Origin of the sequence: Actinophytocola sp. (assembly GCF_036002505.1) — a bacterium.
Taxonomy (GTDB): domain Bacteria; phylum Actinomycetota; class Actinomycetes; order Mycobacteriales; family Pseudonocardiaceae; genus DASYTH01.
Map to the genome: position 1 here is coordinate 1 of NZ_DASYTH010000337.1, position 26,287 is coordinate 26,287.

The following is a 26,287-nucleotide window of genomic DNA, read 5'->3' on the forward strand; positions in this document are numbered from 1 at the left end:
GATTTCGGCGAGCATCTTGACCAGCCGGTCCTGGACGATCTGGAAGCTCACCAGCGGCTTGCCGAACTGCTTGCGTTCGGCGCAGTACGCGGCGGCGACCTCGTACGCCGCGGTCGCGTGACCCAGCGCCGCCCAGGCGACCACGTTGCGGGTACCGGCGAGCACGCGCGCAGTGTCTTTGAAGCTGTTCGCGCCAGGCAGCCGGTTCTCCTCCGGTACCCGAAGGTCGGTGAGGGTGATCTCCGCCTGCCAGACGGCGCGCAACGAACCCTTGCCATCGATGCATCGCGCCTCGTACCCGGGGGTGCCCTTCTCCACCAGGAAGCCTTTCACCTGCCCATCGGCGACGTCCCGGGCCCAGAGCACCAGCTCCTCCCGGGTGAGCTGATCGGCGATGCGGAAGTAGTCGGTGCCCCGCGACCGGCCGATGCTGGTGTCCATGGTCCGCCTCCTCAGGTGTCGAAAACGTAGGTGCCCGGGGCGTCGATCAGCGAGGGCAGGCCGCCGCCGCCCGGTTCCTGCGGTGCGGGCTTGTCGGCGCCGCACCGCTCACCGAGCCAGGCCAGGGCGTCCGGCCACCAGCTGCCCTGCTCGGTGTGCGCGGTGCGCAGCCATTCCTGGGGGTCGGCGGGGTTCTCCTTGTTCACCTGGTAGCTGGCCTTGGCGTTGCCCGGCGGGTTGACCAGCGCGGCGATGTGGCCGCTCGTCGACAGCACGAACCCGGCTCTCCCCGCCCAGCAGCTGCGTGCTGCGGTAGCAGTTCTGCCACGGGGTCAGGTGGTCGGCGATCCCGGCGACGAGGTAGGCGTCGACCTCGATGCGGGACAGGTCCACGGGTACCCCGAGGACGCTCACCGCGCCGGGGGTGACCAGCGAGTTGTCCATCGCCAGGTTGACGAAGTCGGCGTGCAGCCGCGCCGGCATCCGGGTGGTGTCGGCGTTCCAGAACAGGATGTCGAAGGCCGGTGGCTTGCGCCCGAGCAGGTAGTTGTTGACCCAGTAGTTCCACACCAGGTCGCCGGGGCGCAGCCAGGCGAACACCTCGGCCAGCGACCGCCCGTCGAGGTACCCGCGCCGCCGCGACAGCGCGGTCGCCGCCGCGGCCAGCCGCCGGTCGGCCAGCGCGGCGGCGGTACCGGCCCGGGCGTTGTCGAGGACGGTGACGAACAGACCGAACGCGGCCAGTCGATCCTGCCGGCCGGTGCTCGCCAGGTGTGCGGCGGCGATCGAGGCGATGATGCCGCCGGCGCAGACCCCGATCAGCGCGGCCCGGTCGGTGCCGCAGATCCGCTGTACCGCGTCGAGCGCGTCGAGCACCGACTGCACGTACGTGTCCAGGCCCCAGCCGGCGTGCCGGGCGTCCGGGTTGCGCCACGAGATCACGAACACCTGCTGGCCGCCCTGGACCAGGTACTCGACCAGGCTCCGCTCCGGCGCCAGGTCCAGGGCGTAGTACTTGTTGATGGTCGGCGGCGCGATGAGCAGGGGTATCTCCCGGACCCGCTCCGTCTGGGGCCGGTACTGGATCAGCTCGAGGACCTCGGTACGCAACACCACCGCGCCGGGCGTGACCGCGATGGTGCGGCCGACCTCGAACGGCGAGGTGTCCACCATTTCCGGGATGCGCGGCGGCGCGGCCATGTCGCGCAGGAATCTCACGCTGCCCCGGGCCAGGTTGCCGCCGGCGGTGTCGATGGCCGCCTTCGCCGACGCCGGGTTCACCATCGGGATGTTGCTCGGCGACAGCGCCTCAATCAGGTTGTCCGCCAGGAAGCGCACCCGCCGGTCGTCGCGCCAGTCCAGCCCGGCGTCGTCGACGAGCGTCTCGGCGGTCCGACTGGCGGCCAGGTAGCCCTGCACGAGACGGTGCAGCAACGGGTTCTGCGACCACGCCGGGTCAGTGAACCGGCGGTCCCGTTTGGACGGCGCGAGGGTCGAGGTGCCGACGCTGACGCGGGCCAGTTCCCCGGCCAGGCTGCCCAGCCGGCGGCCGGTCGCCACCGGGTGGCGGGCCAGCCCGGCGGCGAACCGGACCGTCGAGGAGTTCGGCGCCAGCCGGCGCATCGGGCCCAGCGCCGCGTCGACGAGCAGCGCATCGAGCGGAGCCGCCCGGTCGGCCAGCTCCTCCAGCTCCCGGTCGGTCATCTCAGCGCGGGTCATGTCATCCCTCCTCGGTTGGGTCGTTCGGCAGCGCCTCGACGCTGCAGGGGTCGTACAGGCGGCGACCACGCCCGCGGCGGGTCGCGCGGCTCGGCGGCGGTGATGCCGGGGCTCGAGCAGGCCGGCGGCGTTTCAGGGTCCGGCCGCTCACAGGGCGACGGCCAGGTACGTGCCGCTGACGACCAGCGCCAGCAGGGCGGGTAGCGCTTCGCGGACGTTGTCGTGTGCCCGGCGGTGTGTGATGAGGGCGCCGATCAGCAGCAGGGTCATGCCGGCGGCGGCCAGCAGTCCGGCGGGGCGCCAGACCAGGCCGACGAGGACGCCGGCCACCGCGGCGAGTTCGGCGACGCCGATGAGCCGGTAGCGGTGCCAGGCGATGCCGAAGTGGTCGGCGGCGTGGCGCATCTTCGGGTGGCCGGCGAGCTTGGCTGCGGCCGGGATGAGGCAGACCGCGACCAATAGCAGGGAGAGCGTGATGAACATGGGTCCTCCGGTCAGGGAATGGTCCAGGGCGGGTGGGGTGGCTGGGAGCGGGTGCCCCAAGCGGCGATGTAATGGTCGGGCCGGACCAGCACGGTCAGCGACGGGTCGTCGACGAGCGCTTCCAGGCCGGCGGTTCGGCCGGGGGCGAGGCGTGCGTCGACCCATCCGGAGTCGGTCGGTTCGGCGTCCGCGTCGTCGGTGATGCGTACCAGGGTGATGTCCCGCCGGCGGCAGACGTCCACGAGCTGCGGCTCGGGACGGCGCGCGGTCAGCATCACCGGGGCCCCGTCCAGGACGTCGTCGAGGCGTACCTGCTTGCCGCTGGCGAGGCACAGCACGGGGTTGGGGATCAGCGCGCCGACGCGCAGCGCCCGGGGTCGGCGGGATAGCGCGGAGGTCTGCTGCAGCGCGCCGCTGCGCAGCCGGGGTGTCGCGGTGGAGGCGACGGCGTCCCGGACCCGGACGCTGCGCACGGCCGCGGCGAGCAGGAGCCGGCGGACCGCAGCGGCGGCGTCCTGCCCGCCCGTCATCGCCCAGCCAACCAGCTTCGCCTTGCGGATCATCGCTGCGGCGTGGGGGCGGCGTTCGGTCTGGTAGGTGGTGAGCAGGTCCGGGGTGGCGCGGCCGGTCATGACGTGGGCGATCTTCCAGGCCAGGTTGTCGGCGTCGCGGATGCCGGCGGCCAGGCCCTGGCCGATGAACGGCGGGGTGAGGTGGGCGGCGTCGCCGAGCAGGAAGGCCCGCCCGACCTGGAAGTGGGTGGCCAGGCGGGCCCGGAACGTGTAGACCGCGCTGCGGGTGACCTCGAGCCCGGCCAGGTCGCGGCGGCCGGTCCAGGGTTCGAGCAACTCGCCGAGCCGCCGGATGAGGTCGGTCTCGTCCTCCCCGTCGCGCAGCTGGAACTCCCACCGGTACCGGTCGCCGGTGACACGCATGAAGGTGGCCGCGCGGGTCGGGTCGCACACCTGCTCGACGCCGTCCCAGGTGTCCAGCGGTCTGGCGGCCCGGACGTCGACGACCAGCCAGCGTTCGGTGAACCGCAGGTCCTGCATGTGGATGCCGGCGCGCCGCCGAACCGTGCTGTTGGCCCCGTCGCAGCCGAGTACCAGGCTGCCGGTGAACGTCCGCGCGGCCTCGTCGGCCACAGCGCGGGTGTGCACCCGGACCGGCGGCGAGCTGAGTGGGTCGTGGGCGCCATCGACGGCGCGTACCTCGACGCCGCGGTGCAGGTCGATGAGCGGATGCTGGTCGACGCGGCGGAACAGCAGCGCCTCCAGCTCGGGCTGGTGGAACATGTTCGCCCCGGGGAACCCGTTGTCCGTCGCCCCGGTGTCCCGACGGAACTCGGCCATCACCCGGTGGCGTGCGTCGAGCAGCCGTAGCCCGCTCGCGGGCCGGGAGCCGGCCAGGAAGGCGTCGCTGACGCCGACCCGGTGCAGGATGCGGGCGACCTCGTCATCAAGGTGGACCGCGCGGGGCAGCGGGTGGGGTTGCGGGTAGCGCTCGATGATGGTGACCGGGATGCCGCGGTCTGCGAGTAGCAGGGCGGTGGTGCAGCCGACCGGTCCGGCGCCGACGACGATGACGTTACGGTCGTACATGGCGGTGGTCTTTCGCTGGGCCGGTCACGGCAGGGTGGTGACGTTGAGGGCGAACCCGGCGACGGCTTCGCGTACCTGCTCGGGGTCGGCGCCGGTCACGGTGACGACGAGGCGGCCGTTGCGATGGTCCGCGGTGACGCTACGGACCGGTATGCCGGCGTCGGCCAGGGCGTCGGAGACCGCGCGGGCGGCGGCGTCGGCGACGAGAGCTGGTTTGTACTGCTTGCCCACCGCGGTGGTGGGGATCGCGGGGACCGGGTGGATCCGCTTGGGCCGGGCGGCCGGCTCCCCGATGGCGGCGGTGGCCCAGGCGTGGAGTTCGTCCTCGTTGAACCGGTCCGGGTCGGCCGGGACGACGTAGGCGACCGGGACCTCACCGGAGTGCCGGTCGGGCCGCCCGACCGCGGCGGCGGCGCGGACCGCGGGGTGGCGCAGCAGCCCGTCCTCGATGACGCGCGGGTCGATGTTGTGCCCACCCCGGATGATCAGGTCCTTGGCCCGCCCGGTGAGGTACACGTAGCCGTCGCGGTCGACGCTGCCGAGGTCGCCGGTGTTCAGCCAGCCGTCGTGCACGACCCCGGCGCGGCTGACCCGCGGCCCGCCCGCCGCCGGGTCGGTGACGTAGCCAGCGAACACCGCCGGTCCGCCGATCGCGAGGACACCGACCTCGCCGGGCGCGCGGTCCGTCCAGGATCCGTCGGCACCGATGTGCACCGTCTTGATCTGTTGCCCGGGCAGGACGCAGCCGACCGATCCGATGCGTTCTTCGCCCGGCGGGGTGAAGGTGGTCGCGCAGGTCGCCTCGGTCAGGCCGTAACCTTCCAGCAGCCGCCGCCCGGTGTGCGCGGCGAAGTCCTCGCGGACGGATGGCGGGAGCGGGGAGGCGCCCACGACGGGCAGCCGCAGGCTGCTGATGTCCGCGTCGACCGGCACCCGGGACAGGGTCGCGTACACGGTCGGGACGGCGGACATGGCCGCGATCCGGTAGTACTCCACGATCTTCCAGAACCGCGCGTACAGGTCGGGGTTGCGGTAACCGGCGGGGCCGGGCCACACCACGCGCTGCCCGCCGAACATCGGCGCGAGGCCGGTGACCAGCAGGGCGTTGACGTGGAACAGCGGCAGCCCGCCCAGCATCGCCTCGCCCGGTGCCAACCCGGTGGCCAGCGCGATGCCGCGGGCGCAGGCCACCTGGTTGGCGTGGGTGTGCGCGGCGACCTTCGGGGCGCCGGTGGTGCCTCCGGTGTGGACGAACGCGGCGAGATCGTCCGCCGCGGGCGGTTGCGCGCCGACCAGCCGGTCGGCCGGCTGTGCGGCGGCCACGTCGTCGAGGTACGCCACGAGCATGCCGGTATCGGCGGGCAGCGGCGGCGGGGCGCCGGTGGCCGCGTCCGGCCGCAGCACCAGCACGGCACGGACACCGACCGCCTTGCACACCGCCAGCAGGCGTTCCCACCGCGCCTTGTCCAGCTCCGGGCCCGCGGCGACGACGACGCGGGACCCGGTGCGGCGCATCAGCTGGGTGAGGTGCTCGGCGCTGAGTACCGGGTTGACCGGCGCGGCGATGCCGACGGCCTGGGCGGCCAGCGTCGCCGCGTACAGCGTCGACGTGTTGGCCCCGCACAGCGTGACCGCGTCGGCGCGCCGCACGCCCAGCGCGGTCAGCGCGTTCGCGATCCGGGTGACCCGGCCGGCCAGCTCCGCGTAGGTCCAGGTGAGGCAGTCGGTGTACCGGGCCGGGTCGGGGATCCACTGGGTGGCCACCGCGTCGGGCCAGGCGTCCGCGGCGTCGAGCAGGAGCTGGTACGTCGAGCGGGGGATCGGCAGGACGCTCATGATGACTTTCCTATGACTCGGGTGCGTTGGGTGCCGAGGTCCAGCGCGTGGTCGTCGGTGGCGATGGTGGCGGTGACGACGTCGCCGTCGTGCAGGTACCGGGGGTTGCGGGCCTGCCGCTGGAAGAACAGCCGCCACTTCGTGGCCGGCGGGAGCAGGGCGCCGAGCTTCTCCATGACCTTCGGAGGTGCGGTCAGCGCCGTCCCGCCCGGAGTGCCGGTCAGCAGCAGGTCGCCGGCGGCCAGCGGCTGGAACCTCGACAGCAGCGTCAACGCCTGCGCCGGCCGGACGATCATGTCCGCCACGGTCCGGTCCTGCCGCACCTCACCGTTGACCGACAAGGTGAGCCGCAGCGAATCGAGGCGCTGCAGGTCGGCGGCGTCCACCAGGGTCAGCCACGGCCCGACCGGGGTGAAGGTGGGGTACGACTTGGACTCGTAGAACTGGGTGCGGGTCAGCTGGATCTGCCGGGCGCTCACGTCGTTGGTGACCACCAGCGCGGCGACGTACCGCGGCAGGTCCGCCTCGGTGACGGTGGTGCCGACCGGCAGGTCCCGGCCGATGACCAGGCCGAGTTCGACCTCGTAGTCCAGGAACTCCACCCCGGCGGGGCGGATGATGTCCCCGGTCGGGCCGGTGATCGAGTGCGAGGTCTTGCGGAAGAAGGTGGGCGGGACCCGGTCCGGGTCCATCCCCGAGTCCACCGCGTGCGAACGGTAGTTCACCATCTGCGCGACCACCCTGGCGGGGGCGGTCACCGGGCTGAGCAGGTCCAGCGACCCGACCGGGCGAGCCTCCGCGGGCCCGGCTGCGAGGGCGGCCGCGACCGCGGCGTCCAACGCCGCCCGGTCGGCCAGCAACTCGCCGGTAGTGGTGGCGGGCAGGGCGAGCCGCACCATCCCGGCCGGTGTCTGCACCCACCAACCCTCGGCGGTACGGGCGAGGTTGACGCTCATGATGCCATCGCCTTGACCAGGCCGCGCAACGCGGCGAAGTCGACCTCGTTGCCCTTGTCGGTGAGGGCTTTGATCGCCGCGAGCACGACGCCGGGTTCCCTGGCGCCGGTGAACTCCGCGGTCGCCTTCGGCCCCCACTGGGACAGCCCGCTGGCCGACATCGGCGCCCAGCCCGGCTCCATCGAGCAGTCGAACAGGTCCCCGTCGGTGTAGTGCTCGAACATCAGCCGGTCCGGGTCGCGCCAGTAGTCGAAGATCTGGCTGCCCAGTATGTGCCGGCCGATGCCCCAGGAGTGGCGGTACCCGCGCTCGCGCAGGTACTCCCCCGCGGCCGCCACCTCGTCCAGGTCGGTGAGCTGGTAGGCCGAGTGCACGTACCCGGTCCGCGGCTGCAGCGCCATCGCGAGGGTGTGGTGGTCGGACGGCACGCTGCCCAGATCGCAGCGGATGAACGCCATCACCGGCCCGCGCTCGCGCTGCCCGTCCAGGTACAGGAAGTCACTGACGATCAAGCCCAGCGTGTCCAGGTACCAGTCCAGCGCGGCCCGGAACCGGGTGGTACCAAGCACCACGTGGCCGAGCCGCTGGATCTGGGCCGCGCGCCGGGCCGGGCGCTGGGTGGCGTTGGCCCGCAACGGATGGGTACCGACGTTCAGCGGCAACGGGTCGCGCTCCGGCAGCGCCGGCATTTCGGGAACCCCGTGCACCACACGCACCGGGATCCCGCTCGGGTCGGTCAACTCGACGGCGTGGCCGCCGCCGTGCGGCCGGACCGTCCCGTCCGTAGCCCGGGCCAGCCGCTCCAGGTCCGCCCGGGCGTCCGCGGCGAACGCCGGTCCGACGAACCGGGAGCCGGCCCCGCGGCGGACCACCAGGCTCGGCGTACCCGCCCAATGCCCCCGCAGCACCAGCGCCTCCGGCGTGCGGTCGGCCACGGTGAACCCGAAGTCGACCAGGAACCGCTCCGCCCGCACCAGATCCGGCTTCTCGAACTCCAACCACGCCAGCCCGACGACCTTGACCAGTGGGTTGCCGGACCGCCCCGGATGCTCCCTCGCCAGCGCCCCCGTCTCGCTGTGCAGCGAACGATGCGGATCCTGCCGCGCCTGCGGGGCCTGTCTTTTCGTGATCAATACCTTGTCGGACATCGTTGATGTCACCGCCGTTCTATGCTCTAATGGCTCTCATCAGTTCTGTAATTGAGTATCAGTTTTGATTCGAGCGGCGTCAAGGGGCTTGTTGTGCACAAACTGAACGGAGATCCGATGGGCGCCGCACCGGCACCACGCGTGCGGGCATCCTCGCGCGGTTATCGTGTGATCCGGGAAGCGGAAGGGGCACCGATGGCACCGAGTGCACAGCCGGCAGCAGCGAACAGCGCACCCGGGCAGACCCGGCTGCACCGGCGCAAGGCCCGCACCCGGCAGGCCCTCATCGACGCTGCGGTCGGGCTGATCGCCGAGGGCCGCGGTGAACGCGCCAGCATCCAGGAGATCACTGAAGCGGCCGACATCGGGTTCGGGTCCTTCTACAACCACTTCGAAAGCAAGGACGAACTGTTCCGGACCGCCTCGGAGGAGGTACTGGAGCGCTGGGGCCAGATGATCGACCGGGCCTGCGCCGACCTCGACGACCCTGCCGAGGTGTTCGCCACCTCCATCCGCATCTCCGGTCGGCTCGGCTGGACCCATCCCGACCTGGCCCGCTTCATCACCGGCGCCGGACTGGACCTCCTGGACATTCCCCGGGGCCTGGCCCCCCGCGCGCTGCGCGACATCAAGCTCGGCCAAGCCGCGGGACGCTTCACCGTGCCCCACGCCGACATCGCCCTCGGCGCCGTGGCCGGTGGCCTGCTCGGGCTGCTGCGCGTCCACCAGCACCACCCCGAACAGATCGACGAAACCGCGGTCGACCAGCTCGCCGAAGCCATCCTGCGGATGCTCGGCGTACCCGCCCGAGAGGCCAAGCGGATCGCCGTACGCGAGCTCCCCGATATCCCTGCCTGGTAGGCGCCCACCTCGCCGACCGGTACACGGCGGAAGAGTGGTGGCCAGGTCGGGTCGGCTCAGCCCTGGGTGATGGACAGAACAGTCGACAGCGCCTGCCGCAGTGTCGCCGTGGGGTCGTCGACCCCCGTGATGCTGCGGAACGCGATGTACCGGTCCGGCCGCACCAGCACAGCGCCGTCCGGGGAGATCTCCCGGCAGCGGGTCCAGGCGCCACGCACGTCGATGTAGTCGCAGCCGAGCATGCCGACGGTACCGGCGGTGATCGGGACGCCGGTCTCGGCCACCACCGCGGCCGCGGCCGCAACCCAGTCCTGACCGTTCTCGCCCGCCAGCAGGAGGAACCGGCCGCCGTGCACGAGGTTGCCGATCGGCAGCCGCTCCCCCGCGCGCTCGACGAACGCGTGCGGCAACGGATGTCCGGGCCTGGTCCGCGGCTCGTACACGCGCACCGGGTCGACCGGCACGTGCGGGGCGCTGCCGTCGTCGATGATGGCGGTGGAGTCGCGACCGGCAAACCCACGCTCGTGGACGAGGTCCACCAGGCCCTCTACCAGGCTCTGATTGACGGACAACTGGAACCAGGCAGCAAGCTCAAGCTCACCGAGATCGCTGGCAGGTTCGGCGTGAGCGCCGCCGTCGTCCGGGAAGCCCTCAGCAGGCTGACCGAGCAGGGGCTGGTGCAGTCCAACCCCCAGCGCGGCTTCATCGTCACGCCGCTGTCCGTCGCGGATCTGCTCGACCTCACCAAGACCCGGGTCCTCATCGAGACGCTGGCCTTGCGCGAGTCCATCCGCTACGGGGATCTCGCCTGGGAAGGGCGCGTCCTCGCGACCCACCACACGCTGGACCGGACACCCATGCTCAACGGAGACTGCGCCAACCCCGCATGGGTCCAGGCCCACCGCATGTTCCACCACCGCATCCTCGACGGGTCCGGGGTCACGCGACTGTCCGGTATCGCCCGGGACTGCGGGACTGTTCCGAGCTCTACCAGTTCTGGTCGTACAGCAAGGGGCGGGATCCTGACCGGGACATCGTCGCTGAGCACCGGGAGATCGCCGAGCGCACTCTCGCCAGGGACGAGGACGGCGCAGCGACGGCACTGACACAGCACATCGAACGCACCACCGACCTTCTGGTCGCCTATCTGAACCGGGAAGGCTCCCACGCCAACACCGGGACCGCCTGATCAACGGTCGCGCGACGGCACGATCGAGGCCGCCGCGCCGAGGTGGACGCTGGCCGCCGGGCGCCCCTCGCCGTGACTCTCCGCGACGGTCTGATCGGTGACCGCCCCGACCAGCGGGACGGGCAGGCTGGCCAGCAGCAGGATGCGCCCCTGGACCGTTGCCGAGACCGTCGATCGGCAACGCCGGTATCCCGGCGAGTAGGTCGTCACCGACGCCGGTGCGGGTCGCGCACACCAGCGCCACGCGAATCGCGGGTAGAGTCCAGTGACATGCTCGCCGGTCGCCAGCGGGAGCGGGAGGCGTTGATCCGCCTGCTCGAATCGGTACGGCGCGGTTTCAGCGCGACGCTGGTCCTGCGGGGTGAAGCCGGAATCGGCAAGACGTCGCTGCTGGAGTACGCCGTCGCCAACGCCGGGGACCTTCGGATCGTCCGGGTCGTCGGTATCGAATCGGAGATGGAACTGGGCTTCGCCGGCCTCGATCAGCTCGTCCGCCCGTTCCTGCCGGCGGTGGACCACCTTCCGCCGCCACAGCGGCGGGCTCTGGAGTCGGCGCTGGGACTCGTCGACGGGCCGCCGTCCGATTGCTTCCTGGTGGGCCTCGCGGTCCTCACCCTGCTATCCGACGCTGCCAACGAGGGCGGCCTCCTGTGTGTCATCGACGACGCGCAGTGGCTCGACCAGACCTCGGCGGACGTGCTCGCCTTCGTGGCCCGCCGATGTCACGCGGACCGGATCGGCTTCCTTTTCGGGGTCCGTGAGCCGGCCGAGCGCTCGGTCGCGCTGGAGGGACTGACGTCGGTGACCGTACGAGGGCTGGACGCGGCCGCCGCGCACCGGCTGCTCGCGGATCTGGTCAGCGGCGCGCTGGACCGGCGGGTCCGCGAGCAGATCGTCGACAGGGCGGCCGGCAACCCCCTGGCGCTGGTGGAACTGACCAGGGAGCTGACCCCGGAACAGCTCGCTGGCGCGGCCTGGTTGCCGGATCCGCTTCCGCTGGCTGCGGACATGCAGACCAGGTTCTGGCAGCGAGTGGTGGCTCTACCGGCGCAGGTTCAGGAGCTGCTGCTTCTGGCCGCGGCAGAGCCCTCGGGTGACCTTCGCCTGTTCGAGCGCGCGGCCGGGCGACTGGGCCTCGAGCGGGCCTTGGCGGATGCCCGAGGGTTCGGCGGTCTGCTGGACCTGAGGGAACGGGTCACCTTCCGCCACCCACTGATCCGGTCGGCGGTGTACCGAGGCGCCGCCGGCAACGCGCGCCGCCGGGTCCACGCGGCGATCGCCGCGGTCAGCGACCAGAAGCTGGACGCCGACCGGGTCGCCTGGCATCTCGCCGCCGCTGCGGAGGCGCCCGACAAGGCGGTCGCCGCCGCACTGGTGCGCTCCGCCGATCGCGCGAAAAGCCGGGGAGGGATGGCCGCCGCGGCGGCGTACCTGCGCCGCGCCGCCGAACTGACACCCGACGACGGCCGGCGGGCCGAGCGCCTTCTCTCGGCGGCTGAGGCGGAGTTCACGGCCGGCGGAGCGACCCGGGCGCTGGTGCTCGTCGACCGGATCGGCCCGGAGCTGCGCGACCCCGGTCGCCGCGCCGCGGCCCTGCATCTGCGGGGCGCGATCCAGTCCGCGCTCGGAGACGGCCGGCAGGCGTCGTCGACGCTGCTCAAGGCGGCACAGGCGCTCATGCCACTGGATTCCCGGGCGGCCCGGGACACCTTGCTGGAAGCGCTGATCGCCGCCTTCTACTCGGGGCCGCGGGCACGTGCCGAGGCGCTGGAGGCCATCCGCGCCGCCGGCCCCGGGTCCCGCGACCACCCGTGCGTCGCCGACCTGATCCTCGATGGTTACACCACACTCCAGAGCGACGGTCCGGTCGCGGCCGGCCCGCTCCTGCGCCGGGCCGTCGACGCGCTCACCGCCGACGACCTCCCGGACCACGAGGCACTCCGGTGGCTCGGGTGCGGCATGTGGGCCGGCAGCGAGCTTTTCGACCGGGAAGCCGGGTACGTGATGGGGAACCGATGGGTGGCGCTGTGCCGCGAGAACGGCGCGCTCATGGCGCTGCCGCTCGCGCTGGACTACCTGGGCACCTGCGAAGCGATCACCGGGCGGCTCGACGCCGCCGAGACCACGAACGCGGCCGGGCGCGACATCCTGTCGGCCACCGGCAACCCGGACCGGTTGGGCATCAGAGCGGTGGAGCTGCTCGTCCCGGCGTGGCGCGGCGACGAGGCGCGGGTGCGGGAGCTGGCCGCCGCGATGATCCGAGACTCGGTCGAACGGGATCAGGGCGCTGGCGTGTTCTATGCCCACCTCGCGCTCGGCATCCTCGAGATCAGCATGTGCGACTATCCAGCCGCCCTGGACCATGTCCGGGTACTCATGGACGACAACGGGCCCTACTTCGGCCCGGCCGTACTGCCCGACGCCGTCGAGGCCGCGGTGCGGTGTGGCGACGAACGCCTCGCCGACCTGGCGGTCGAGCGACTGACGATGCGAGCGCTGGGCGACAGCAACGAACTGGTGCTCGGTCTCCTCAACCGCTGCCAGGCCCTGACCGCCGGCGCCGAGGACAGCGAGGACTATTTCACCGAAGCCATCACCCACCTCGAACGCTGCCGCGCGGTCTCCGAGCTTGCCCGCGCCCACCTGTTGTACGGCGAGTGGCTGCGCCGGCAGCGCCGGCGTAGCGAGGCACGCCAGCACCTGCGGACGGCGTACGAGTCGTTCGAGGCGATCGGGGCGCGGAAGTTCGCCGAACGGGCGGGCGTCGAGTTGGCCGCCACCGGGGAAAAGGCCCGCAAGCGGACGGTCGAGGGCGCCGACCAGCTCACCGAGCGGGAGGCTCAGATCGTCCGGCTCGTCGCTACGGGTGCCAGCAACAAGGAGGTGGCGGCCCAGTTGTTCATCAGCGCGAACACGGTCGAGTACCACCTGCGGCACGTCTTCCAGAAGCGCGGGATAACCTCGCGGACCATGCTCGCCGCGGCCTTCCGCGACTCCACCTGACACCCGCCGGCCCCCGGATCTCCGGCGGCCGGCAGGTGCAGCGGCGGGTTCAGGCGGGCGTGTTGAGTAGCCGCTGCGCGGTGGACCGTACCTTCCGGGCTTGGAAGGACAGGACGAGCGCGGAGACCCCGTAGAAGATGCTGAACAGCCCGAACACGGTGGCCAGCGAGACCGCGCCGATGTCCGGCCGGATGAACAGCACGACCGCGAAGGCGATCGAGACGAGGCCGGTGAGCGCCCACAGGGCGCGCTCGCCGGCCGTGGCGCCGTGCCGGAAGGCGATCGTGACCTCGACGACCCCGGTGACCCCGGCCCACGCCGCCACCCAGATGACCAGCACGAGCGCTGTAATACCGGGCCACACGAGGGCGACGATCCCGGCGGCGAGCGATAGGAGGGCGAGCAGCAGGTGGCCGAAGACCGGCCCCGCGCGGTCGCTGCTGAACGCCCGGAGGGCCTCCATGCCGGCCGCGATGAAGGCGTAGATGGCGAACAGGATGACGAACGCGCCGACCGTGATGTTGGGCCAGGCGACCGAGACGATGCCGACCGCTATGGCGAGCAGGCCGCGCCAGAGCAACGACGTTGAGATGGACATTTGGGTGCTCCTCTGGGTGGGATCAGGTGGTGACAGTGATGCGGTCATTGACGGTGCGAATACCGGGGGCTGCCCAAGCGGCGGCGACCGCGGCGTCCCGCTCGGGCCCTGAGCGCACGGTGCCGGTCAGGGTGACCGTGCCGCCGGAGGTCGCCACGGTGAGGCGCTGCGCGTCCAGCCTGGCGTCCCGCAGGAACGCCTTCTCGATCGCGCTCCGGACATCACCGGCGCTGGGCGTGTGCCTGTTCAGGTAGATCTGGTCGTCCACGCCGGCGACGCCCACGACGTTTCCCGCGATGAAGATGGCCTCGTTGCGCTGGTACTCCCAGTCGACGGCGCCGGTGAGCGTGACGGAACCATTCTTGACGGTCGCGTCGACGCTGGTCGGCAGGTGCGCGTCCAGGAGCAGCGCCTCTAGCACATCGCCGCGCACCTCCGCGTCTTCGCGGCGCTGTTCTGTCAGGATCCTGACCTCGAGTTGGTTGTTGACGTCGATGACTCCGCGCACCCGCTCCGCGGCCTTCCCGGCTTCCCGCTTCTGCCGGAAGCTGCCGACGCTGCCCCGCAGGGTCACCACACCGTCCTCGGCAGAAACCGCGACCTCGCTGCTGTCGATCTTCGGGTCCCAGGCCAGCTCCTCGGAGACATAGCTGCGCAGTTCGTCATCGGTCATCGTGCTCACCTCCTTGTGGGTCTTGGCCTTCGGGTGTTCCTTGCCGGCGACCCGGGCGACGGCCACGAAGGTCGCACCAGGAAACGTAGGCACCGGGACGAACCCTTCGAATCACGGAAGTCCGTAAACGCCTGCCCGCACTAGCGCGGCGCCGGTCGGCGGGAGCCACCTGGCATCGCGCGCAGCGCGGCACTCCCGCCCGCGGCGCGGCACGGGCCAGCGGACTACGGAGTTCCGGGATTTCACGGCCGGGCGGGACTGCCAACCTTTGGCCATATCCACCCGACAGGCTCGGGCGGTAACTCTCCCAGGGAGGCTGCAATGGCACTATCGGATCAACTGTCGCGTCTGGCCGTGCGAGCCAAGCAGGCCGAGGACCGCTTCGCCACGGCCAGGACGCAGGCACGGGACGGACTCGAAGAGGACGTCCGGAAAGCTCGCGAGGACACCGCGGCGGCGGCCGAGAAGCTGCATAGCAATTCCGCCGCGGCGTCCGACCGGGCGGACGCGTGGGTCGAGGGTATCCAGCGGTCGTGGAGCGACCACGTCGCGGAGGCCCGCCGCCGGATGGACGCGAGAAAGGCCCGCCACGACGCCAAGGTCACGGAGCGCTATGCGGAGGACGCCGAGGACTACGCGGAATCAATGATCGCCCTGGCATACTCGGCGATCGAGGAGTCGGAGTACGCCGCCCTCGAGGCCGTGCTGGCCCGGCAGGATGCCGACGCGGCAAAGGCGGTGGAGTCCTGACCCCTGTGCAGCGCCGGTGGAGGGCCGTACCCGCTCTCCACCGGCCGGGCCGCGACCATCGACCCCTGGAAGGTCCCATGAAGCCCACCGCGCCGACAGGCCGTCCGCACCATCCCGCGGTGCTGGAACACCAGGCAGAGCGCGCGGCCAACGCCCAGCTGCGGCTCGCGGACGCGATCACTGCTTTCGCCGGCTCGATGCAGTTCGTCTACATCCACATCGTGGTGTTCGCCGTCTGGATGCTGTTCCTCGAGAAGAAACCGTGGCCCACCCTGACCCTGGCCGTATCCCTCGAAGCGATCTTCCTGTCGACTTTCGTGATGATCGGACAGAATCGCCAGGCCGCCTTCCAGCAGGTCAAGGCCGACCATGACTTCACCGAGCAGGAGTTGGAGCTCAAGACCAATACAGAGCTGACCCGACAGATCCACCTCCTCACCACCGAGCTGCACCGGCGGCTGATCGATGAGCCCAACACGTCCTGACACCGTCAATTGACGTCGATGCGGGACGACAACTCGCTGCGCGAGGTGATGCTCAGCTTCGGGGAGATGCGGCACAGGCGCGAGTCGACGGTACGCGGTGACAGGAACAGCCGCTCCGCGGATCTCCCGCTTCGACAGCCCCAGCCAGGCAAAGCCGCGTCGCCGACCGCGTCCGCGGCCATCCCAACCACAGGCATCGCGATGTCCTGCCAGACCTCGTGGCGGCGTCCGCCGGGACACCCGGAGCACGGCCAGGTCAGGATTTGCAGCGGCTCATCGAACGGACGCTGGCCAGCGACCGATGCTTCGAGAAGTTGCGATAGCGTCCGGGTCCCGGCCCGGTTGAGCTGACCAACCACCAGCGCGACACGCTGCGCGGATCTTCCGGCACCCGGCAAGCCAGAACATCGAGTGGCATGCCGTGGTCTCTCCCGGCTGCCGACTACGGATCCGCGGAAGTCCGGCCTCGCCTCGCTACCTGTTTCCGGGATTCGACCCAGCGGCGACGGCCCTACCGTCATGTCATACCCGCACAGACCGAAGGAGCTGGCCATGCTAAGCGACGCCGAGCAGCGGACACTGTTCGAGATCGAAACGTTGCTGCGGGTCGACGACCCGGCTTTCGTGCAACAGTTCGACACGCGGTGGCAGGCAACGCCTGCGACCCGGAGAACGATGGCGCTACTCACCATCCTCGTCGGCGCGATCCTCACCATGGCCGCTCTCGTGACCGGCACCGTGGTCGTGGCGGTCATCGGGCTGTGTGTCGTTGGTACCGCCGCCGGTTTCTTGGCCTCGCACCGAACCCGCCACTGACAACAGGAGAGTATCCCCATGTGTACCCACCATCCACGATGTCCGGACGCGTCCGCGCCTGACTGGTTCGCCGCACACACCATCGCGGCACATCCCGAACAGGGCTGGAGCCTGCTCTGCAACGGCGCGATCGTTTTCGACGATCTCGGCGCCCTGTTGCCCACCGGGCCTACGGCGAGGAGCATCCCGCCACCGGCGCGCACCGATGGCGCCAAGGAGTGCACCTTCCGTGCCTTCCCGACCCGGCGGGGACGGACCGAGGTCCTGCCGGTAGCGGCGTAACGCATCGCCATTACCTCTCCTGCAAAGGAATCGGGTGAGCAGCGCCGCTATCTGTGCCGGGCGTTCCAGCAGGAACAGGTGACCGCCTCCGGATACGACGCACAGCCGGGCGTCCGCGATCCAGCGGGCGAGGATCGCCCGTTGGCCGGCGGACGATCGGATGGTCGTCGCCGGACACGACGAACGTCGGCTGCCGCCAGAGCGCACAGCCAGGTCATACTCGTCCACCCGCTGATGCCGTGGAGCTGGCCGAGGTATCCAACGCCGAGGGCCACTCGACCGCGCGACAGATCTGTCCAGAAGGTCGTCCCGGTCCGCAGTGCCAGCAGCGCGCGGGTGAGCCCGTACGGCCGAACGTGGCCAGTTCGCTACCTGCTCACCCCAGCGGCTCGGTGCCCTCTTCTGCTCGGCGCATGATCACCTCTGCCGGGCCGCTTCCGCTCCTCGCCGCTGCGGGGCTTCGGTACGGGTCGGCTTGCTACCGAGCTACGTCGCGGCACGCCGAGCGTCTCTGCCGGCCTTGATGAGCGTGGTTACCAGTCCAGGCCTGGGCGCGCGGGCAACTCGTGTGGTCGCTGGCGGCGGCGTAGACGATCGCGTCGGGCCGCACGGCGCGAACGCGGCGCGGTAACGGCGCATCCCTGGGAGGAGCGCATCGTCGGTGTCGACGATGGCGCCCGGGGCGGGGTCGACCCGGCCGGGACGACCCGCAGGCGGCACCCGGTCGGCTGTCCAGGCCGACCACGGTGCCGCCGTTGGCCTACGTCTTCACAAGCGATCGCGGCACTTTGGTGGTGCGTGAGCGCAGCCACTCGCCGAGCGCTTTCGCCTGCGCGTCCAGCCGCAGGGTTGAGGTGGCGCCGGTGCCGAGCAGTCCGCGGATGAGGAAGTTGACCGCGCCGAGGTTGGGCAACTCGTAACGCGAAATCGCCAGTTCGCGGGTCTCGGGAAGGAGGCGCCGCAGTTCGTCGACGGTGAGGGTCGACCTGAGCCACTCCCATGCGTCGCGGTTGCGTACCCAGACGCCGAGATTCGCGTCGCCGCCCTTGTCGCCGGAGCGGGCATGCACGATTTCGCCGAGTGGGACGACGACCATTTCGTCGGTGTACGGCAGCGGTTGCACTGGCGACGGTTCGACCTGCGGTGTCGCCTCGCCGCCGGCGCCGGGCAGGTTGGCGGGTGCAATGGTCTCGGTCGTGCCGTCATGGTGGTGGACTGTGTGTTCGAGCAGTCGTTGGTCGAGCAGTGCCGGCCAGTAGACACCGAATGCCGACCCGGCCTGCGGCGGGCCGAGGGTGTACAACCCGGGGTAGCTGGACAGGGCCAGCTCGACCATCCGCGACGAGAAGGCGCGCCCGGCGGCCTGTTCCGTGCCCTGCACGGCGATCCTGAGCAGCTCGGTTCCGGCGCTCTGGCGGTCAGAGTCGGGCTGGGCCTGCCCGATGCGGTCGACCGCCACCGCGTCGAGCCCGTCAACGGATTGCTTGTAGCGGTTGACGGACTGCTCGACGAGGGCGGCCTTCGCGTCGAGGTCGGTGCCGGTGAGCGCGAGGATCACGCTGTTCTCCCAGCCGCCGACTCCGGTGATCGCGACCTTGGTCGTCGCGGGTGGCGCCGAGCCGCGCACGCCGTGGATCTCGACACGGTCGTCGCCGACGTCGGTCAGCTGGGCAGTGTCCAGGTGGGTTGTCACGTCGGGGTTAAGGTAGGCGGGTTCACCGATCTCGTAGAGCAGTTGGGCCGCGACCGTGTCGGAGGTGACGGCGCCGCCGGTGCCCGGGTTCTTGGTGATCACCGACGTGCCGTCGGCGGCGATCTCGGCGATCGGGAACCCGGGCTGCGCGAGGTCGGCGATGGCCCGGAACCCGGAGAAGTTGCCGCCGGTGGCCTGCGGCCCGCATTCGATGACGTGTCCGGCGGCGACGGCGCCGGCGAGGGCGTCGTAGTCGTCCGGGGTCCAGCTCCACCACCAGGCGGCGGGACCGACGACCACTGAGGCGTCGGCGACGCGGCCGGTGATGACGATGTCGGCGCCGTTGTGCAGGGCGCGCGCGATGCCGAACCCGCCCAGGTAGGCGTTGGCCGTCAGGGGCTGGTGCGGCCAGGACGACAGGGCTTCGCCGCTCGTCAGGTGCGGCAGGGAGTGGCCCGCTTGCTGGAGCGCGCCGAGGCGGCCGAAGACGTCGTCACCGTCGACGTGGGAGACCCGCAGGTCGTACCCGTGTCGTGCGACGAGTTCGCGGGTGGCGTCGGCCAGCCCGGCGGGGTTGAGCCCGCCGGCGTTGACGACGAGCCGGATCCCGTTCGCGACGAGGTGCTCGAGCGCCGCGTCGAGGTGCCGCAGGAACGTCGTCGCGTACCCTTTGGTGCGGTCCTTGGCGCGCGCCTTCCCGAGGATCAGCATCGTGACCTCGGCGAGGTAATCACCGGTGAGGACGTCGATGCCGCCGGCTCGGGCCATGTCGGCCATGGCCGAAGCCCGGTCACCGTAGAAGCCGGAGCAGTTCCCGATCCGGATCGGACGCTGTGCCCTCATGGTCGCTCCCCCGCCGTCGCCAGCGGACGCTGGGTGTTCCGCGCCCCGGTCCGGCTGACCCGCACGGTCCCTTCGAACCCCACCTCGCCGGAGGGGTTCTCCTCGACGAGCTCAAGGGTCATGCCGTCGCCCTCGGTCTCCGTAACCCTGGCGGTGTAGGCCACCTCGGCCGGCGCGTAGATGGGCTTCCGCAGGCGGTAGGCGACGTTCGTGACCCGCCACAGCGGTCCGAGGCCCTCGGTGACGCAGCGCAGGGCGAGCGCCGCCCGGAGGTGGGAGTGCAGCGCGAGACCGGCGTGGCCCTCCTCCCGGGCGTAGGACTCGTCGAAGTGGATGCGGTGCGGGTTCCAGGTGACCGCGCTGTACCGGAACAACTGAAAGGGCGTGACGGTGTGCCGCAGTGGCGGCAGCACGTCTCCGACCTGGAAGGTGACGGACATTACGACTCCTGCACGGGGTTACGCAGCACCACGGTGCGCCGGTTGCGGTTGAGGACGGCACCGTCGGCGGACATGAAGGTGTTGAGGGTGGTGACGAACACGCAGGTGCCGGTGCGCGTCTTCTTGGGAGTCACCGCGTCGAGGGTGGTTTCGAGCACCACCTCGGTGCCCGCGGTCACCGGGTTGACCAACTGCATCTCTTCGCCGGCGCCCATCACGCGTAGCCCGAGGCCGCCACCCAGAGGGGTGTCAGCGTCGTCGGGGGTACCGTCCGGCTGGAGCCTGGCCTCGGGGGTACCCACACCCCATTCCACGATCGCGGCGAGCAGGTTCGGTGGCGCCACGACACCGGCATAGCCGGCCGACCGTGCCGCCGCCGGGTCGTAGTGGACCGGGTCGGTGGCGCCGATGGTCATCGCGTAGCGGCCGATCGTCACCGCGTCCAGCGTGCCGAGGCTGCGGCGCGACAGGACCGATCCGGTCCGCGGCTGTGTCTCGGCGTAATACACCGCCAGCGGCGTGCCGGGCTCAGGCGTGAAGGACATGCTGCGGCTCCTCCCGATCGGGGCGGAGTTCCGCGAGGACCTCCTGCGTCGACTGGCCCAACGTCTGGGCGGCCCGCAGCGGCCCCACCGGCGAGTCGCTGAGCCGCAGCGGAGATCCGGGGACCGGCACGCGTCCCCTGGCCGGGTGCTCTACGTACCGGATCATGCCGCGCTGGATCAGGTGCTCGTCCGTGTCGACCTCGCGGATCGATTTGACCGGCGCACACGGCACACCGGCGGCCTGCAGGTCCCGGACCAGATCGGCGCGCGTGCGGGTCCTGGTGTGCGACGACACCTCCTCGTCGACCGCGTCGATGTTGACGACCCGGTCCTTCTCGGTGCGGAACCGTGGGTCGTCGATCAGCTCGGGTCGGCCCAGCGCGGTCGCCACGCCGCGCCAGTGCCGCTCGGATATGCAGATGATCGCCAGCCATCCATCGCTGGCCGGGTAGATGTTGTACGGCGCGAGGGCCATGCCCGAGTGCCGGTTCCCGGTGCGTTCCGGTAGCTGCCGCGTGGGGTCGTTGTGCAGGGCGCCCAGGCTCGACGCCAGCATCGGGTAGATGGTGTCGTGCATCGACACCTCGACGATCTGTCCTCGTCCGGTGCGTTCGCGCTGGAACAGCGCCGCGCTGATCGCCCCGAACAGGTGGATGCCGCCGGAGAAGTCCACGAACGCGGCGCCCCCCTTGGTCGGTGGCCCGTCGGGCTGCCCGGTGGCGGCGGCGCTGCCCGACATCGCCTGCACGGTGATGTCCATGGCCGACATGTGCGCGTAGGGTCCGGTGGACCCGTAGCCCTTGCCCGAGGCCACGATCAGCCGCGGGTTGTGCTCGAGGAGTCGCGCCGGGCCGAGCTGGAGGCGCTCCATCGTGCCCGGCGCGAAGTTCTCGATGAGGACGTCGGCGGTTGCGACCAGGTCGAGCAGCGCCTGCCGACCGGCGTCGGTCTTCAGGTCGAGCACCACACTGCGCTTGTTGGAGTTGAGCATCACGAACTCGTGGGACTCGATCGGCTGATGCGCGCGGAAGCGCAATTGCTCACCGCCGGGTGGCTCGACCTTGATGACGTCGGCGCCCAGCTGCGCGAACAGGAGCCCGCAGTAGGGGCCGTTGTAGATCTGACCCAGTTCGAGGACCCGGACTCCGTCAAACGCCGGCATGAGTGCTCCCCTTTCCGATCAGGAGTTGACCACGTAGGTGGCGCCCGGGCGGATGTAGCCGACCGGCCCCAGGTTCTGCGCCGCCGCCGCGGCGTCGGCGAGGTACTTGACGGCGACCGCGTCGAAGACCGAGTGGAAGGTGCCGTCCTCGTTGAAGCTGACCTGCGCGCCCTCGATCCAGGCCAGGGCGATGGTGTCCTCGGTGTTGTCCGCCGGGGTGTAGAACGTGTGCACCGAACCGCCGGGCTCGTACAGGTAGGAGCCCGCCACCTGCGGCTGGTCGGGGTACTCGCGGTACATCCAGCGGCCCTGGATCGTCCACACCTGCGCCGGACCGGTGTGGTAGTGGAGCGGCAGCTCGCACCCGGGCGCCAGGGTGGCCAGGAAGACCCACTCTCCCCGTTCGGGGTCGAGGCGCAGGGGCTGGATGTGAATCCCAGGCGCGACAAGGTCCTTGAGCATGGGGATCTGGTCGATGTTGACGGACAGCAGCTCACCCTGCGGCAGCGCGACCACCGGCAGCGGGGCGCCGCTGTACGAGGTCGCGGGAGAGATTGTGGCGGTCATGATTCCTGCCTCTCAGTCATACGTATTTGCGTATTCGAAACTGGGTATACGTACGGTAGCAAGACCAACACCATGTGGCAAGACGTCGGGACCCGCCGAGGCAGGGTGCTAGCGTCACCCGCATGCCTGCCCACCCGCATCGCACTGTCGACCGAGTGATCGGGATCCTCGAGACCGTGTCCCTGAGCCCGCGCGGCGTGACCTTGGCCGAGCTGGCCGCCGCCCTGGACGCGGCGAAGAGCTCCATTCAGGAGCTGACCAACGGACTTCTCGCCCGCGGCTACCTCATCGAGGAAGATCGCCGGTTCTCCCTCGGACCCGGGCCGTTCATCCTTGCCGCGCGCGCGAACAAGCTCGCCGCGCTGTCACTCGATCACCGATTCGTGGCCGAGCTGCGCGAAGTCCTCGGTTGCACCATTTTCGTCGGGGTGCGCGTCGGGGACGCCCTCGTCTTCACCGACTACGCGGGTGAAGAGTCGCCCAGCCTGACGTTCGTCGCGCGCACCCACGCCCGCCGCCCCCTCTACACGAGCGCAGCCGGAAAGACCCTCCTCGCCAACGTCCCCGACGACGAGATGTACCGCCTCCTCGACCTCGCTGGTCCGGAGCAGGCAGGCGACGTCCGGCAATTCCTCGCCGAGCTTCCCGAGATCCGCTCCCGCCGGCTCGCCTTCAACCGCGCAGCCACGTTCGCGGACGCATTCGTCGTGGCCACGCCCCTGCTGGCAGCCGACGGCCGCCTGATCGCGGCGATCAGCGCAGCCGTCGACCCCGCGGAAGCGGATCATCTCGACGACCTCGGCGAGGAGCTCAAGAAGGCCGTCGCCACGCTCGGCCCTCCATACGGCCTCAAGGGCCCCTGAATAACCTGGACCGGGCCGCACTCGGCCGCCTGACCCGCGGGCTCGGCCCCGCCCGGGCATGCCGAGCTGGGTCGGTTCGTGTCGGGTGCTGAGCTGATCCATGGCGTGCAGCTTCTGTTCGGCGGCGACGACGGAGGCTTCGAGGCCTGCGATCTCGCCGAGCCAGCCCTCGCGTTGGGCCTCGGCGATGCGGGCCCGCAGGTTGTCGCGGATCTCGACGAGGCGCGGACGCTGGTCGGGGTCGGGCCGCAGGAGGGGGCATCCGGGACTTGCTCGCGGAGCGGCTGGACCAGGCGGCGTCACCCGACAGCCGGTTGTTCGTCGGCCCGCGCGGCGGCCGAATCAGCACGGCCGTCCTGCGCGACTCCACCCACTGGGACGAGGTGGTCACCGCGCTCGGCTACGAACGCCTGCCGCGGCACGACCTGCGGGCACACTGGGCTGACCTGGATGGCGGACGCCGGGGTGCCGGTCCACGTGCTGCGGAAGATCGCCGGGCACGAATCCCTGACCACCACCCAGCGAAACCTGCACCCCGGACCGCCAGCCGATCGACGCAGCCGGGACCGCGCTGAGCACTCACCTGTTGGCCCGCCGGTCCCAAATGGTTTCCCACTCCGTGTCGTGTGATCGGGGAGGCGAGCGATGGGCAGCATGGAAAAAAAGGGCCGCTGAGCTGGGATAACCCCAGCTCGCACGGACTCGCAACTACACGTTCATTCCCAGAAACACCGGCCAGCCACTCATGGAGAAATGTTGCTCGAAAGAGTTGGGATGTGATAATAGGTACCGCTCGAACCGCGGTGGACCCGGCGCACCAGAATGCGAAATAGTCAGTTCTGATCACCGGTGAACTTCTGCCGGTACATATGGCCACGTTACGGCAGCGGTGATGCTCGATCACATCTGGGCTCGCGGAGCAGAACTTCGACCGCTTGCCGCGCGATTTACCGGCCCTGCTTGAGGCTCTGGGTTGATCGGGAGTGTTGAGCTGCTAGAAGATCTCGCATTGCCAACCCTTTACCAGCAGACCGAATGCTGCCTCCTCAAGATCCCTTATGGAGCGAATCAGGTGCACACCCGCGCGTTGTTGCAGGCACTCGCTATCGGGGACTGAGCCGTCGGGCTTCCTGATATGCGAGCCAGTCTTCGAACGTAGTAGCAGCTATGCGAGCATTCGGTCCCGGAAGCAGGACGTTGCCTGCCATGTCGAGGCCCAGGATTGACTCCCACGTAGGAACGAGTTTCACCACGCGCCCCAGCGCGTGGTGCGTTCGGCGTGCCATGTCCACGAGGTCCTGGGGTTCGGGGCCAGCGACATCACGGTACCGTCCCTGCGGTGTTCCACCTGCGATGTCCGCAAGAACTTCGGCTACGTCAGCGGGTGCGATCGGCTGCACCAGCAATGGCGCGATGTAAGCCGTGCCGTCACGTTCGGTCCTGCTGGCCACCGTCGCGGCGAAGTCGAAGAACTGTGTGACGGGAACGATCGTCCACGGCACCTGTCCGGCGGATACGATGCGTTCCTGCTCCCGCTTGCCGAAGTAGTGCGCATTCCCTTCGATGCGGTGTAGCCCGACGATCGACAGCAGCACGTGGTGCTGAACTCCGGCTTGCTGCTCTGCTTTGAGCAGATTCTGCGCGGCGGTGGCGAAGTACGCCATGGTGGGCTCGCGGTCCGCGGGCGGCGCGCTGATCGCGTCGACGACAACTTCGACGCCGACGAGAGCCTCGTCGAGTCCTCCACCAGTCAACAGGTCAACGCCGTGTGACCGACTGATCGGTACGGGGTCGTGCCCGTGGCGGCGCAAAGCGGCCACAGCGAGGGATCCAATGTTGCCGGATGCTCCGGCGACGGCCACACGCATAGTTCACTCCTGTCTCGGATCCTACGTGAGTCCCACCCCCTCATCGTGGAACACCTCTCCGACCGTATGCCGCGACTAGCGAGCTCTGCCCGGGCCTCCTCGATGTCGGAGACGATCAGGTACAGGCCTGAGCGGAGCCGGGCGCGGCGGAGGTGACGCCCTTGCCGAAGATGATCGAGCATTCGGATCGTGGTGGTGTGAACTGCACGACCCGGTAGTTCTCACCGATGGTCGCGTCGATGTCCATCCGGAACCCGGCTGCTTCGTAGAAGCTCTTTGCCCGGTCGACGTCCGAGACGGGCAGGATGAAGAGTTCAAGTTTCAAGTCGGCTCGATCATCAGGAACCTTTCGCGACGTTGCATTGCGTCGTTTTCGTCAGTGGGTTGGTCCCGGCTCCGTTCGGTCCGTTTGCGCCGTTCGGGCGCGGCGAGTGTCACGGCGCCTCGGCATCGTTGATGCGAACAGCTAGCCTCGATGATTCGTGGGCTGCGTCTGCTGTCTCGACCCAGCTGCTTTCATCGCGTTGTGTCGATGGGTGGCGTGGCCTGGCATGGTGAGGGGCCGTCTGTCGCGGCGGTGGCGTGGTCTCCTGGGTCCTCCGGTCGTGGGGTCGGCGGCCGAGTGTGGTCAGCCGGGGGCGGGGATCGCCGCGATCCGGTCGAACGCGGCGGTGATCTGGGTGGCCCACGGCCACGTCGACGGGATGCGCAGCCAGCGGCGGCGTTGCCCGCGGGTCAGCCGGGCGGCGGTGTGCAGCCGGTAGCGCAGCCGTTTCGGCTCGGCTTTAGTAAGTTCGCCGTCCAGGGCGTGCAGCTGCAGCCAGCAGGCGATGAGGTCGGCGGCGATCGCGGCGGCGACGCGCCAGGCCTGGTTGATGGCGAACTCGCGCGACGGGAGCCGGCGCAGGCCGGTGTCCTTGGCGCAGCGGATGCGGTCCTCGACCCGGGCGTGGGCGCGGTGCGGGGCCTCCAGCCACTGCAGGGATCCGACGCCGGTGTTGGTGGCGAAGGCGGTGTAGCGCCAGCCGTCACGCGATTCGAACAGCGACAACTGGGCGCCGGGATGTGGGCGTTTCCCGGCGGACGATCACCCGCATCCCGGCCGGCCAGCCCTCCAGCGCGAGCAGTCCGGTCAACTCGGCCACTTCCGCGCCGTCGCGTATCCCGCCGTCGGCGTCGATCGCCGGCGTCCAGGCCGAGGCGGGCAGGGCGGTGATCGCGGTCCGTTCGGGTTCGCCGATGGACCAGCCGATCGAGTACTGCACCCGCCGCCGTCGGGTGTTCTGCCCGGTGAGCCAGTCCAGCACCGCGTGCGTGCCGGCCGCGCTGTCGCCGCGGATCAGCAGATCCCGCCGGTGCGCGGCCGGGATCTGGGCGATCGCCTCGGCCAGCACCTCGAGGTGGTCGGCGGCGGTGTTCGCCCCCGCATTACCGGGGCGCAGCCGGATCGTCAGCAGCTCACCGG

General features: G+C 70.4%; 30 protein-coding genes. 9 read left to right on the forward strand and 21 right to left on the reverse strand.

Annotated elements, in window-relative coordinates; translation table 11 throughout:
• From VGR06_RS29525 to VGR06_RS29555, 7 genes are all read right to left on the reverse strand, one after another.
• Positions 1–441 (reverse strand): acyl-CoA dehydrogenase family protein (locus tag VGR06_RS29525; RefSeq protein WP_327562429.1); only part of this gene is annotated, 441 nt, incomplete at its 3' end.
• Between the two features lie 108 nt (positions 442–549).
• Complete coding sequence (locus VGR06_RS29530) at positions 550–2,160, reverse strand: PHA/PHB synthase family protein (RefSeq protein ID WP_327562430.1); 1,611 nt, start codon at positions 2,158–2,160, stop codon at positions 550–552.
• Positions 2,161–2,307: 147 nt separating this feature from the next.
• A complete protein-coding gene (locus VGR06_RS29535; RefSeq protein ID WP_327562431.1) occupies positions 2,308–2,643 on the reverse strand; it encodes a DoxX family protein in 336 nt (111 codons plus the stop codon).
• Between the two features lie 11 nt (positions 2,644–2,654).
• A complete protein-coding gene (locus tag VGR06_RS29540; protein WP_327562432.1) occupies positions 2,655–4,244 on the reverse strand; it encodes a bifunctional 3-(3-hydroxy-phenyl)propionate/3-hydroxycinnamic acid hydroxylase in 1,590 nt (529 codons plus the stop codon).
• A 24-nt stretch (positions 4,245–4,268) separates the two neighbouring features.
• Positions 4,269–6,080: an acyl-CoA synthetase gene (locus VGR06_RS29545; protein WP_327562433.1), complete on the reverse strand. Its 1,812-nt coding sequence runs from the start codon at positions 6,078–6,080 to the stop codon at positions 4,269–4,271.
• Positions 6,077–7,036, reverse strand: coding sequence for a fumarylacetoacetate hydrolase family protein (locus VGR06_RS29550; RefSeq protein ID WP_327562434.1), 960 nt, complete (start codon positions 7,034–7,036; stop codon positions 6,077–6,079). Before VGR06_RS29550 ends, VGR06_RS29545 begins: the two co-directional genes overlap by 4 nt.
• Positions 7,033–8,184, reverse strand: a complete 1,152-nt coding sequence (locus VGR06_RS29555; RefSeq protein WP_327562435.1) for a VOC family protein — start codon at positions 8,182–8,184, stop codon at positions 7,033–7,035. The genes VGR06_RS29550 and VGR06_RS29555 overlap by 4 nt, the downstream gene beginning before the upstream one ends.
• 195 nt (positions 8,185–8,379) lie before the next feature.
• On the opposite strand from VGR06_RS29555, the gene VGR06_RS29560 reads away from it, so the two are divergent.
• The gene (locus tag VGR06_RS29560) at positions 8,380–9,045 is read left to right on the forward strand and encodes a TetR/AcrR family transcriptional regulator (RefSeq protein WP_327562436.1); all 666 of its coding nucleotides are present in this window, start codon (positions 8,380–8,382) and stop codon (positions 9,043–9,045) included.
• Positions 9,046–9,101: 56 nt separating this feature from the next.
• Here VGR06_RS29560 and VGR06_RS29565 read toward each other — a convergent pair whose 3' ends face one another.
• Positions 9,102–9,584 (reverse strand): hypothetical protein, encoded by a 483-nt coding sequence (locus VGR06_RS29565; RefSeq protein ID WP_327562437.1) that lies wholly within the window; start codon positions 9,582–9,584, stop codon positions 9,102–9,104.
• On the opposite strand from VGR06_RS29565, the gene VGR06_RS29570 reads away from it, so the two are divergent.
• A complete protein-coding gene (locus tag VGR06_RS29570; protein ID WP_327562438.1) occupies positions 9,570–10,151 on the forward strand; it encodes a GntR family transcriptional regulator in 582 nt (193 codons plus the stop codon). The genes VGR06_RS29565 and VGR06_RS29570 overlap by 15 nt on opposite strands.
• Positions 10,100–10,234 (forward strand): hypothetical protein, encoded by a 135-nt coding sequence (locus tag VGR06_RS44075; RefSeq protein WP_414637364.1) that lies wholly within the window; start codon positions 10,100–10,102, stop codon positions 10,232–10,234. The genes VGR06_RS29570 and VGR06_RS44075 overlap by 52 nt, the downstream gene beginning before the upstream one ends.
• Here the strand turns inward: VGR06_RS44075 and VGR06_RS29575 are convergent, their stop codons facing one another.
• Entirely contained in the window at positions 10,235–10,444 is a 210-nt protein-coding gene (locus VGR06_RS29575; RefSeq protein ID WP_327562439.1) for a hypothetical protein, read from the reverse strand. It abuts the gene before it with no gap.
• A 60-nt stretch (positions 10,445–10,504) separates the two neighbouring features.
• On the opposite strand from VGR06_RS29575, the gene VGR06_RS29580 reads away from it, so the two are divergent.
• On the forward strand, positions 10,505–13,237 hold the full coding sequence (locus tag VGR06_RS29580) for a helix-turn-helix transcriptional regulator (RefSeq protein WP_327562440.1): 2,733 nt from the start codon (positions 10,505–10,507) through the stop codon (positions 13,235–13,237).
• 49 nt (positions 13,238–13,286) lie between these two features.
• Here the strand turns inward: VGR06_RS29580 and VGR06_RS29585 are convergent, their stop codons facing one another.
• A complete protein-coding gene (locus tag VGR06_RS29585) occupies positions 13,287–13,835 on the reverse strand; it encodes an HdeD family acid-resistance protein (protein WP_327562441.1) in 549 nt (182 codons plus the stop codon).
• Between the two features lie 22 nt (positions 13,836–13,857).
• Positions 13,858–14,601, reverse strand: coding sequence for a BON domain-containing protein (locus VGR06_RS29590; protein WP_327562442.1), 744 nt, complete (start codon positions 14,599–14,601; stop codon positions 13,858–13,860).
• 228 nt (positions 14,602–14,829) lie between these two features.
• Between VGR06_RS29590 and VGR06_RS29595 the strand changes: the two genes are divergently transcribed.
• Both VGR06_RS29595 and VGR06_RS29600 read left to right on the forward strand, forming a co-directional pair.
• Entirely contained in the window at positions 14,830–15,258 is a 429-nt protein-coding gene (locus VGR06_RS29595; protein WP_327562443.1) for a hypothetical protein, read from the forward strand.
• A 77-nt stretch (positions 15,259–15,335) separates the two neighbouring features.
• Complete coding sequence (locus VGR06_RS29600) at positions 15,336–15,743, forward strand: DUF1003 domain-containing protein (RefSeq protein WP_327562444.1); 408 nt, start codon at positions 15,336–15,338, stop codon at positions 15,741–15,743.
• Between the two features lie 5 nt (positions 15,744–15,748).
• Here VGR06_RS29600 and VGR06_RS29605 read toward each other — a convergent pair whose 3' ends face one another.
• Entirely contained in the window at positions 15,749–16,102 is a 354-nt protein-coding gene (locus VGR06_RS29605) for a hypothetical protein (RefSeq protein ID WP_327562445.1), read from the reverse strand.
• A 193-nt stretch (positions 16,103–16,295) separates the two neighbouring features.
• Here VGR06_RS29605 and VGR06_RS29610 point away from each other — a divergent pair, with 193 nt between their 5' ends.
• Positions 16,296–16,559 (forward strand): DUF3040 domain-containing protein, encoded by a 264-nt coding sequence (locus VGR06_RS29610; RefSeq protein ID WP_327562446.1) that lies wholly within the window; start codon positions 16,296–16,298, stop codon positions 16,557–16,559.
• Positions 16,560–16,577: 18 nt separating this feature from the next.
• Positions 16,578–16,841 carry a DUF5999 family protein gene (locus tag VGR06_RS29615; RefSeq protein ID WP_327562447.1) on the forward strand — a complete coding sequence of 88 codons (264 nt, stop codon included), beginning with the start codon at positions 16,578–16,580 and terminating at the stop codon, positions 16,839–16,841.
• Between the two features lie 760 nt (positions 16,842–17,601).
• On the opposite strand, the gene VGR06_RS29620 is transcribed toward VGR06_RS29615, so the two are convergent.
• The 5 genes from VGR06_RS29620 to VGR06_RS29640 are packed head-to-tail and all read right to left on the reverse strand — an operon-like array spanning position 17,602 to position 22,091.
• Positions 17,602–19,377 carry an acyclic terpene utilization AtuA family protein gene (locus VGR06_RS29620; protein ID WP_327562448.1) on the reverse strand — a complete coding sequence of 592 codons (1,776 nt, stop codon included), beginning with the start codon at positions 19,375–19,377 and terminating at the stop codon, positions 17,602–17,604.
• Positions 19,374–19,817, reverse strand: a complete 444-nt coding sequence (locus VGR06_RS29625) for a MaoC/PaaZ C-terminal domain-containing protein (protein ID WP_327562449.1) — start codon at positions 19,815–19,817, stop codon at positions 19,374–19,376. Before VGR06_RS29625 ends, VGR06_RS29620 begins: the two co-directional genes overlap by 4 nt.
• Complete coding sequence (locus VGR06_RS29630) at positions 19,817–20,362, reverse strand: FAS1-like dehydratase domain-containing protein (RefSeq protein ID WP_327562450.1); 546 nt, start codon at positions 20,360–20,362, stop codon at positions 19,817–19,819. The genes VGR06_RS29625 and VGR06_RS29630 overlap by 1 nt, the downstream gene beginning before the upstream one ends.
• Entirely contained in the window at positions 20,346–21,524 is a 1,179-nt protein-coding gene (locus VGR06_RS29635) for a CoA transferase (protein ID WP_327562451.1), read from the reverse strand. Before VGR06_RS29635 ends, VGR06_RS29630 begins: the two co-directional genes overlap by 17 nt.
• 18 nt (positions 21,525–21,542) lie before the next feature.
• Positions 21,543–22,091 (reverse strand): 2,4'-dihydroxyacetophenone dioxygenase family protein, encoded by a 549-nt coding sequence (locus tag VGR06_RS29640; protein WP_327562452.1) that lies wholly within the window; start codon positions 22,089–22,091, stop codon positions 21,543–21,545.
• Between the two features lie 155 nt (positions 22,092–22,246).
• On the opposite strand from VGR06_RS29640, the gene VGR06_RS29645 reads away from it, so the two are divergent.
• The gene (locus VGR06_RS29645) at positions 22,247–22,954 is read left to right on the forward strand and encodes an IclR family transcriptional regulator domain-containing protein (protein WP_327562453.1); all 708 of its coding nucleotides are present in this window, start codon (positions 22,247–22,249) and stop codon (positions 22,952–22,954) included.
• A gap of 1,103 nt (positions 22,955–24,057) precedes the next feature.
• On the opposite strand, the gene VGR06_RS29650 is transcribed toward VGR06_RS29645, so the two are convergent.
• The 4 genes from VGR06_RS29650 to VGR06_RS29665 form a co-directional block, all read right to left on the reverse strand.
• The gene (locus tag VGR06_RS29650; protein WP_327562454.1) at positions 24,058–24,822 is read right to left on the reverse strand and encodes an SDR family oxidoreductase; all 765 of its coding nucleotides are present in this window, start codon (positions 24,820–24,822) and stop codon (positions 24,058–24,060) included.
• A 115-nt stretch (positions 24,823–24,937) separates the two neighbouring features.
• Positions 24,938–25,147 carry a hypothetical protein gene (locus tag VGR06_RS29655; RefSeq protein WP_327562455.1) on the reverse strand — a complete coding sequence of 70 codons (210 nt, stop codon included), beginning with the start codon at positions 25,145–25,147 and terminating at the stop codon, positions 24,938–24,940.
• Between the two features lie 303 nt (positions 25,148–25,450).
• The gene (locus VGR06_RS29660; protein WP_327562456.1) at positions 25,451–25,873 is read right to left on the reverse strand and encodes a transposase; all 423 of its coding nucleotides are present in this window, start codon (positions 25,871–25,873) and stop codon (positions 25,451–25,453) included.
• Positions 25,851–26,287: transposase (locus VGR06_RS29665; protein WP_327562457.1), on the reverse strand; the 437-nt coding region annotated here is incomplete at its 5' end. The genes VGR06_RS29660 and VGR06_RS29665, both read right to left, overlap by 23 nt.

What these genes read in the sequence shown, in the direction of transcription:
- VGR06_RS29640 (WP_327562452.1), bottom strand. Translation starts at nt 22,091, where the DNA reads ATGACCGCCACAATCTCTCCCGCGACCTCGTACAGCGGCGCCCCGCTG.
- VGR06_RS29540 (WP_327562432.1), bottom strand. Translation starts at nt 4,244, where the DNA reads ATGTACGACCGTAACGTCATCGTCGTCGGCGCCGGACCGGTCGGCTGC.
- VGR06_RS29530 (WP_327562430.1), bottom strand. Translation starts at nt 2,160, where the DNA reads ATGACCCGCGCTGAGATGACCGACCGGGAGCTGGAGGAGCTGGCCGAC.
- VGR06_RS29625 (WP_327562449.1), bottom strand. Translation starts at nt 19,817, where the DNA reads ATGTCCGTCACCTTCCAGGTCGGAGACGTGCTGCCGCCACTGCGGCAC.
- VGR06_RS29630 (WP_327562450.1), bottom strand. Translation starts at nt 20,362, where the DNA reads ATGTCCTTCACGCCTGAGCCCGGCACGCCGCTGGCGGTGTATTACGCC.
- VGR06_RS29650 (WP_327562454.1), bottom strand. Translation starts at nt 24,822, where the DNA reads ATGCGTGTGGCCGTCGCCGGAGCATCCGGCAACATTGGATCCCTCGCT.
- VGR06_RS29560 (WP_327562436.1), top strand. Translation starts at nt 8,380, where the DNA reads ATGGCACCGAGTGCACAGCCGGCAGCAGCGAACAGCGCACCCGGGCAG.
- VGR06_RS29545 (WP_327562433.1), bottom strand. Translation starts at nt 6,080, where the DNA reads ATGAGCGTCCTGCCGATCCCCCGCTCGACGTACCAGCTCCTGCTCGAC.
- VGR06_RS29615 (WP_327562447.1), top strand. Translation starts at nt 16,578, where the DNA reads ATGTGTACCCACCATCCACGATGTCCGGACGCGTCCGCGCCTGACTGG.
- VGR06_RS29550 (WP_327562434.1), bottom strand. Translation starts at nt 7,036, where the DNA reads ATGAGCGTCAACCTCGCCCGTACCGCCGAGGGTTGGTGGGTGCAGACA.
- VGR06_RS29585 (WP_327562441.1), bottom strand. Translation starts at nt 13,835, where the DNA reads ATGTCCATCTCAACGTCGTTGCTCTGGCGCGGCCTGCTCGCCATAGCG.
- VGR06_RS29555 (WP_327562435.1), bottom strand. Translation starts at nt 8,184, where the DNA reads ATGTCCGACAAGGTATTGATCACGAAAAGACAGGCCCCGCAGGCGCGG.
- VGR06_RS29635 (WP_327562451.1), bottom strand. Translation starts at nt 21,524, where the DNA reads ATGCCGGCGTTTGACGGAGTCCGGGTCCTCGAACTGGGTCAGATCTAC.
- VGR06_RS29580 (WP_327562440.1), top strand. Translation starts at nt 10,505, where the DNA reads ATGCTCGCCGGTCGCCAGCGGGAGCGGGAGGCGTTGATCCGCCTGCTC.
- VGR06_RS29600 (WP_327562444.1), top strand. Translation starts at nt 15,336, where the DNA reads ATGAAGCCCACCGCGCCGACAGGCCGTCCGCACCATCCCGCGGTGCTG.
- VGR06_RS29535 (WP_327562431.1), bottom strand. Translation starts at nt 2,643, where the DNA reads ATGTTCATCACGCTCTCCCTGCTATTGGTCGCGGTCTGCCTCATCCCG.
- VGR06_RS29610 (WP_327562446.1), top strand. Translation starts at nt 16,296, where the DNA reads ATGCTAAGCGACGCCGAGCAGCGGACACTGTTCGAGATCGAAACGTTG.
- VGR06_RS29620 (WP_327562448.1), bottom strand. Translation starts at nt 19,377, where the DNA reads ATGAGGGCACAGCGTCCGATCCGGATCGGGAACTGCTCCGGCTTCTAC.
- VGR06_RS29595 (WP_327562443.1), top strand. Translation starts at nt 14,830, where the DNA reads ATGGCACTATCGGATCAACTGTCGCGTCTGGCCGTGCGAGCCAAGCAG.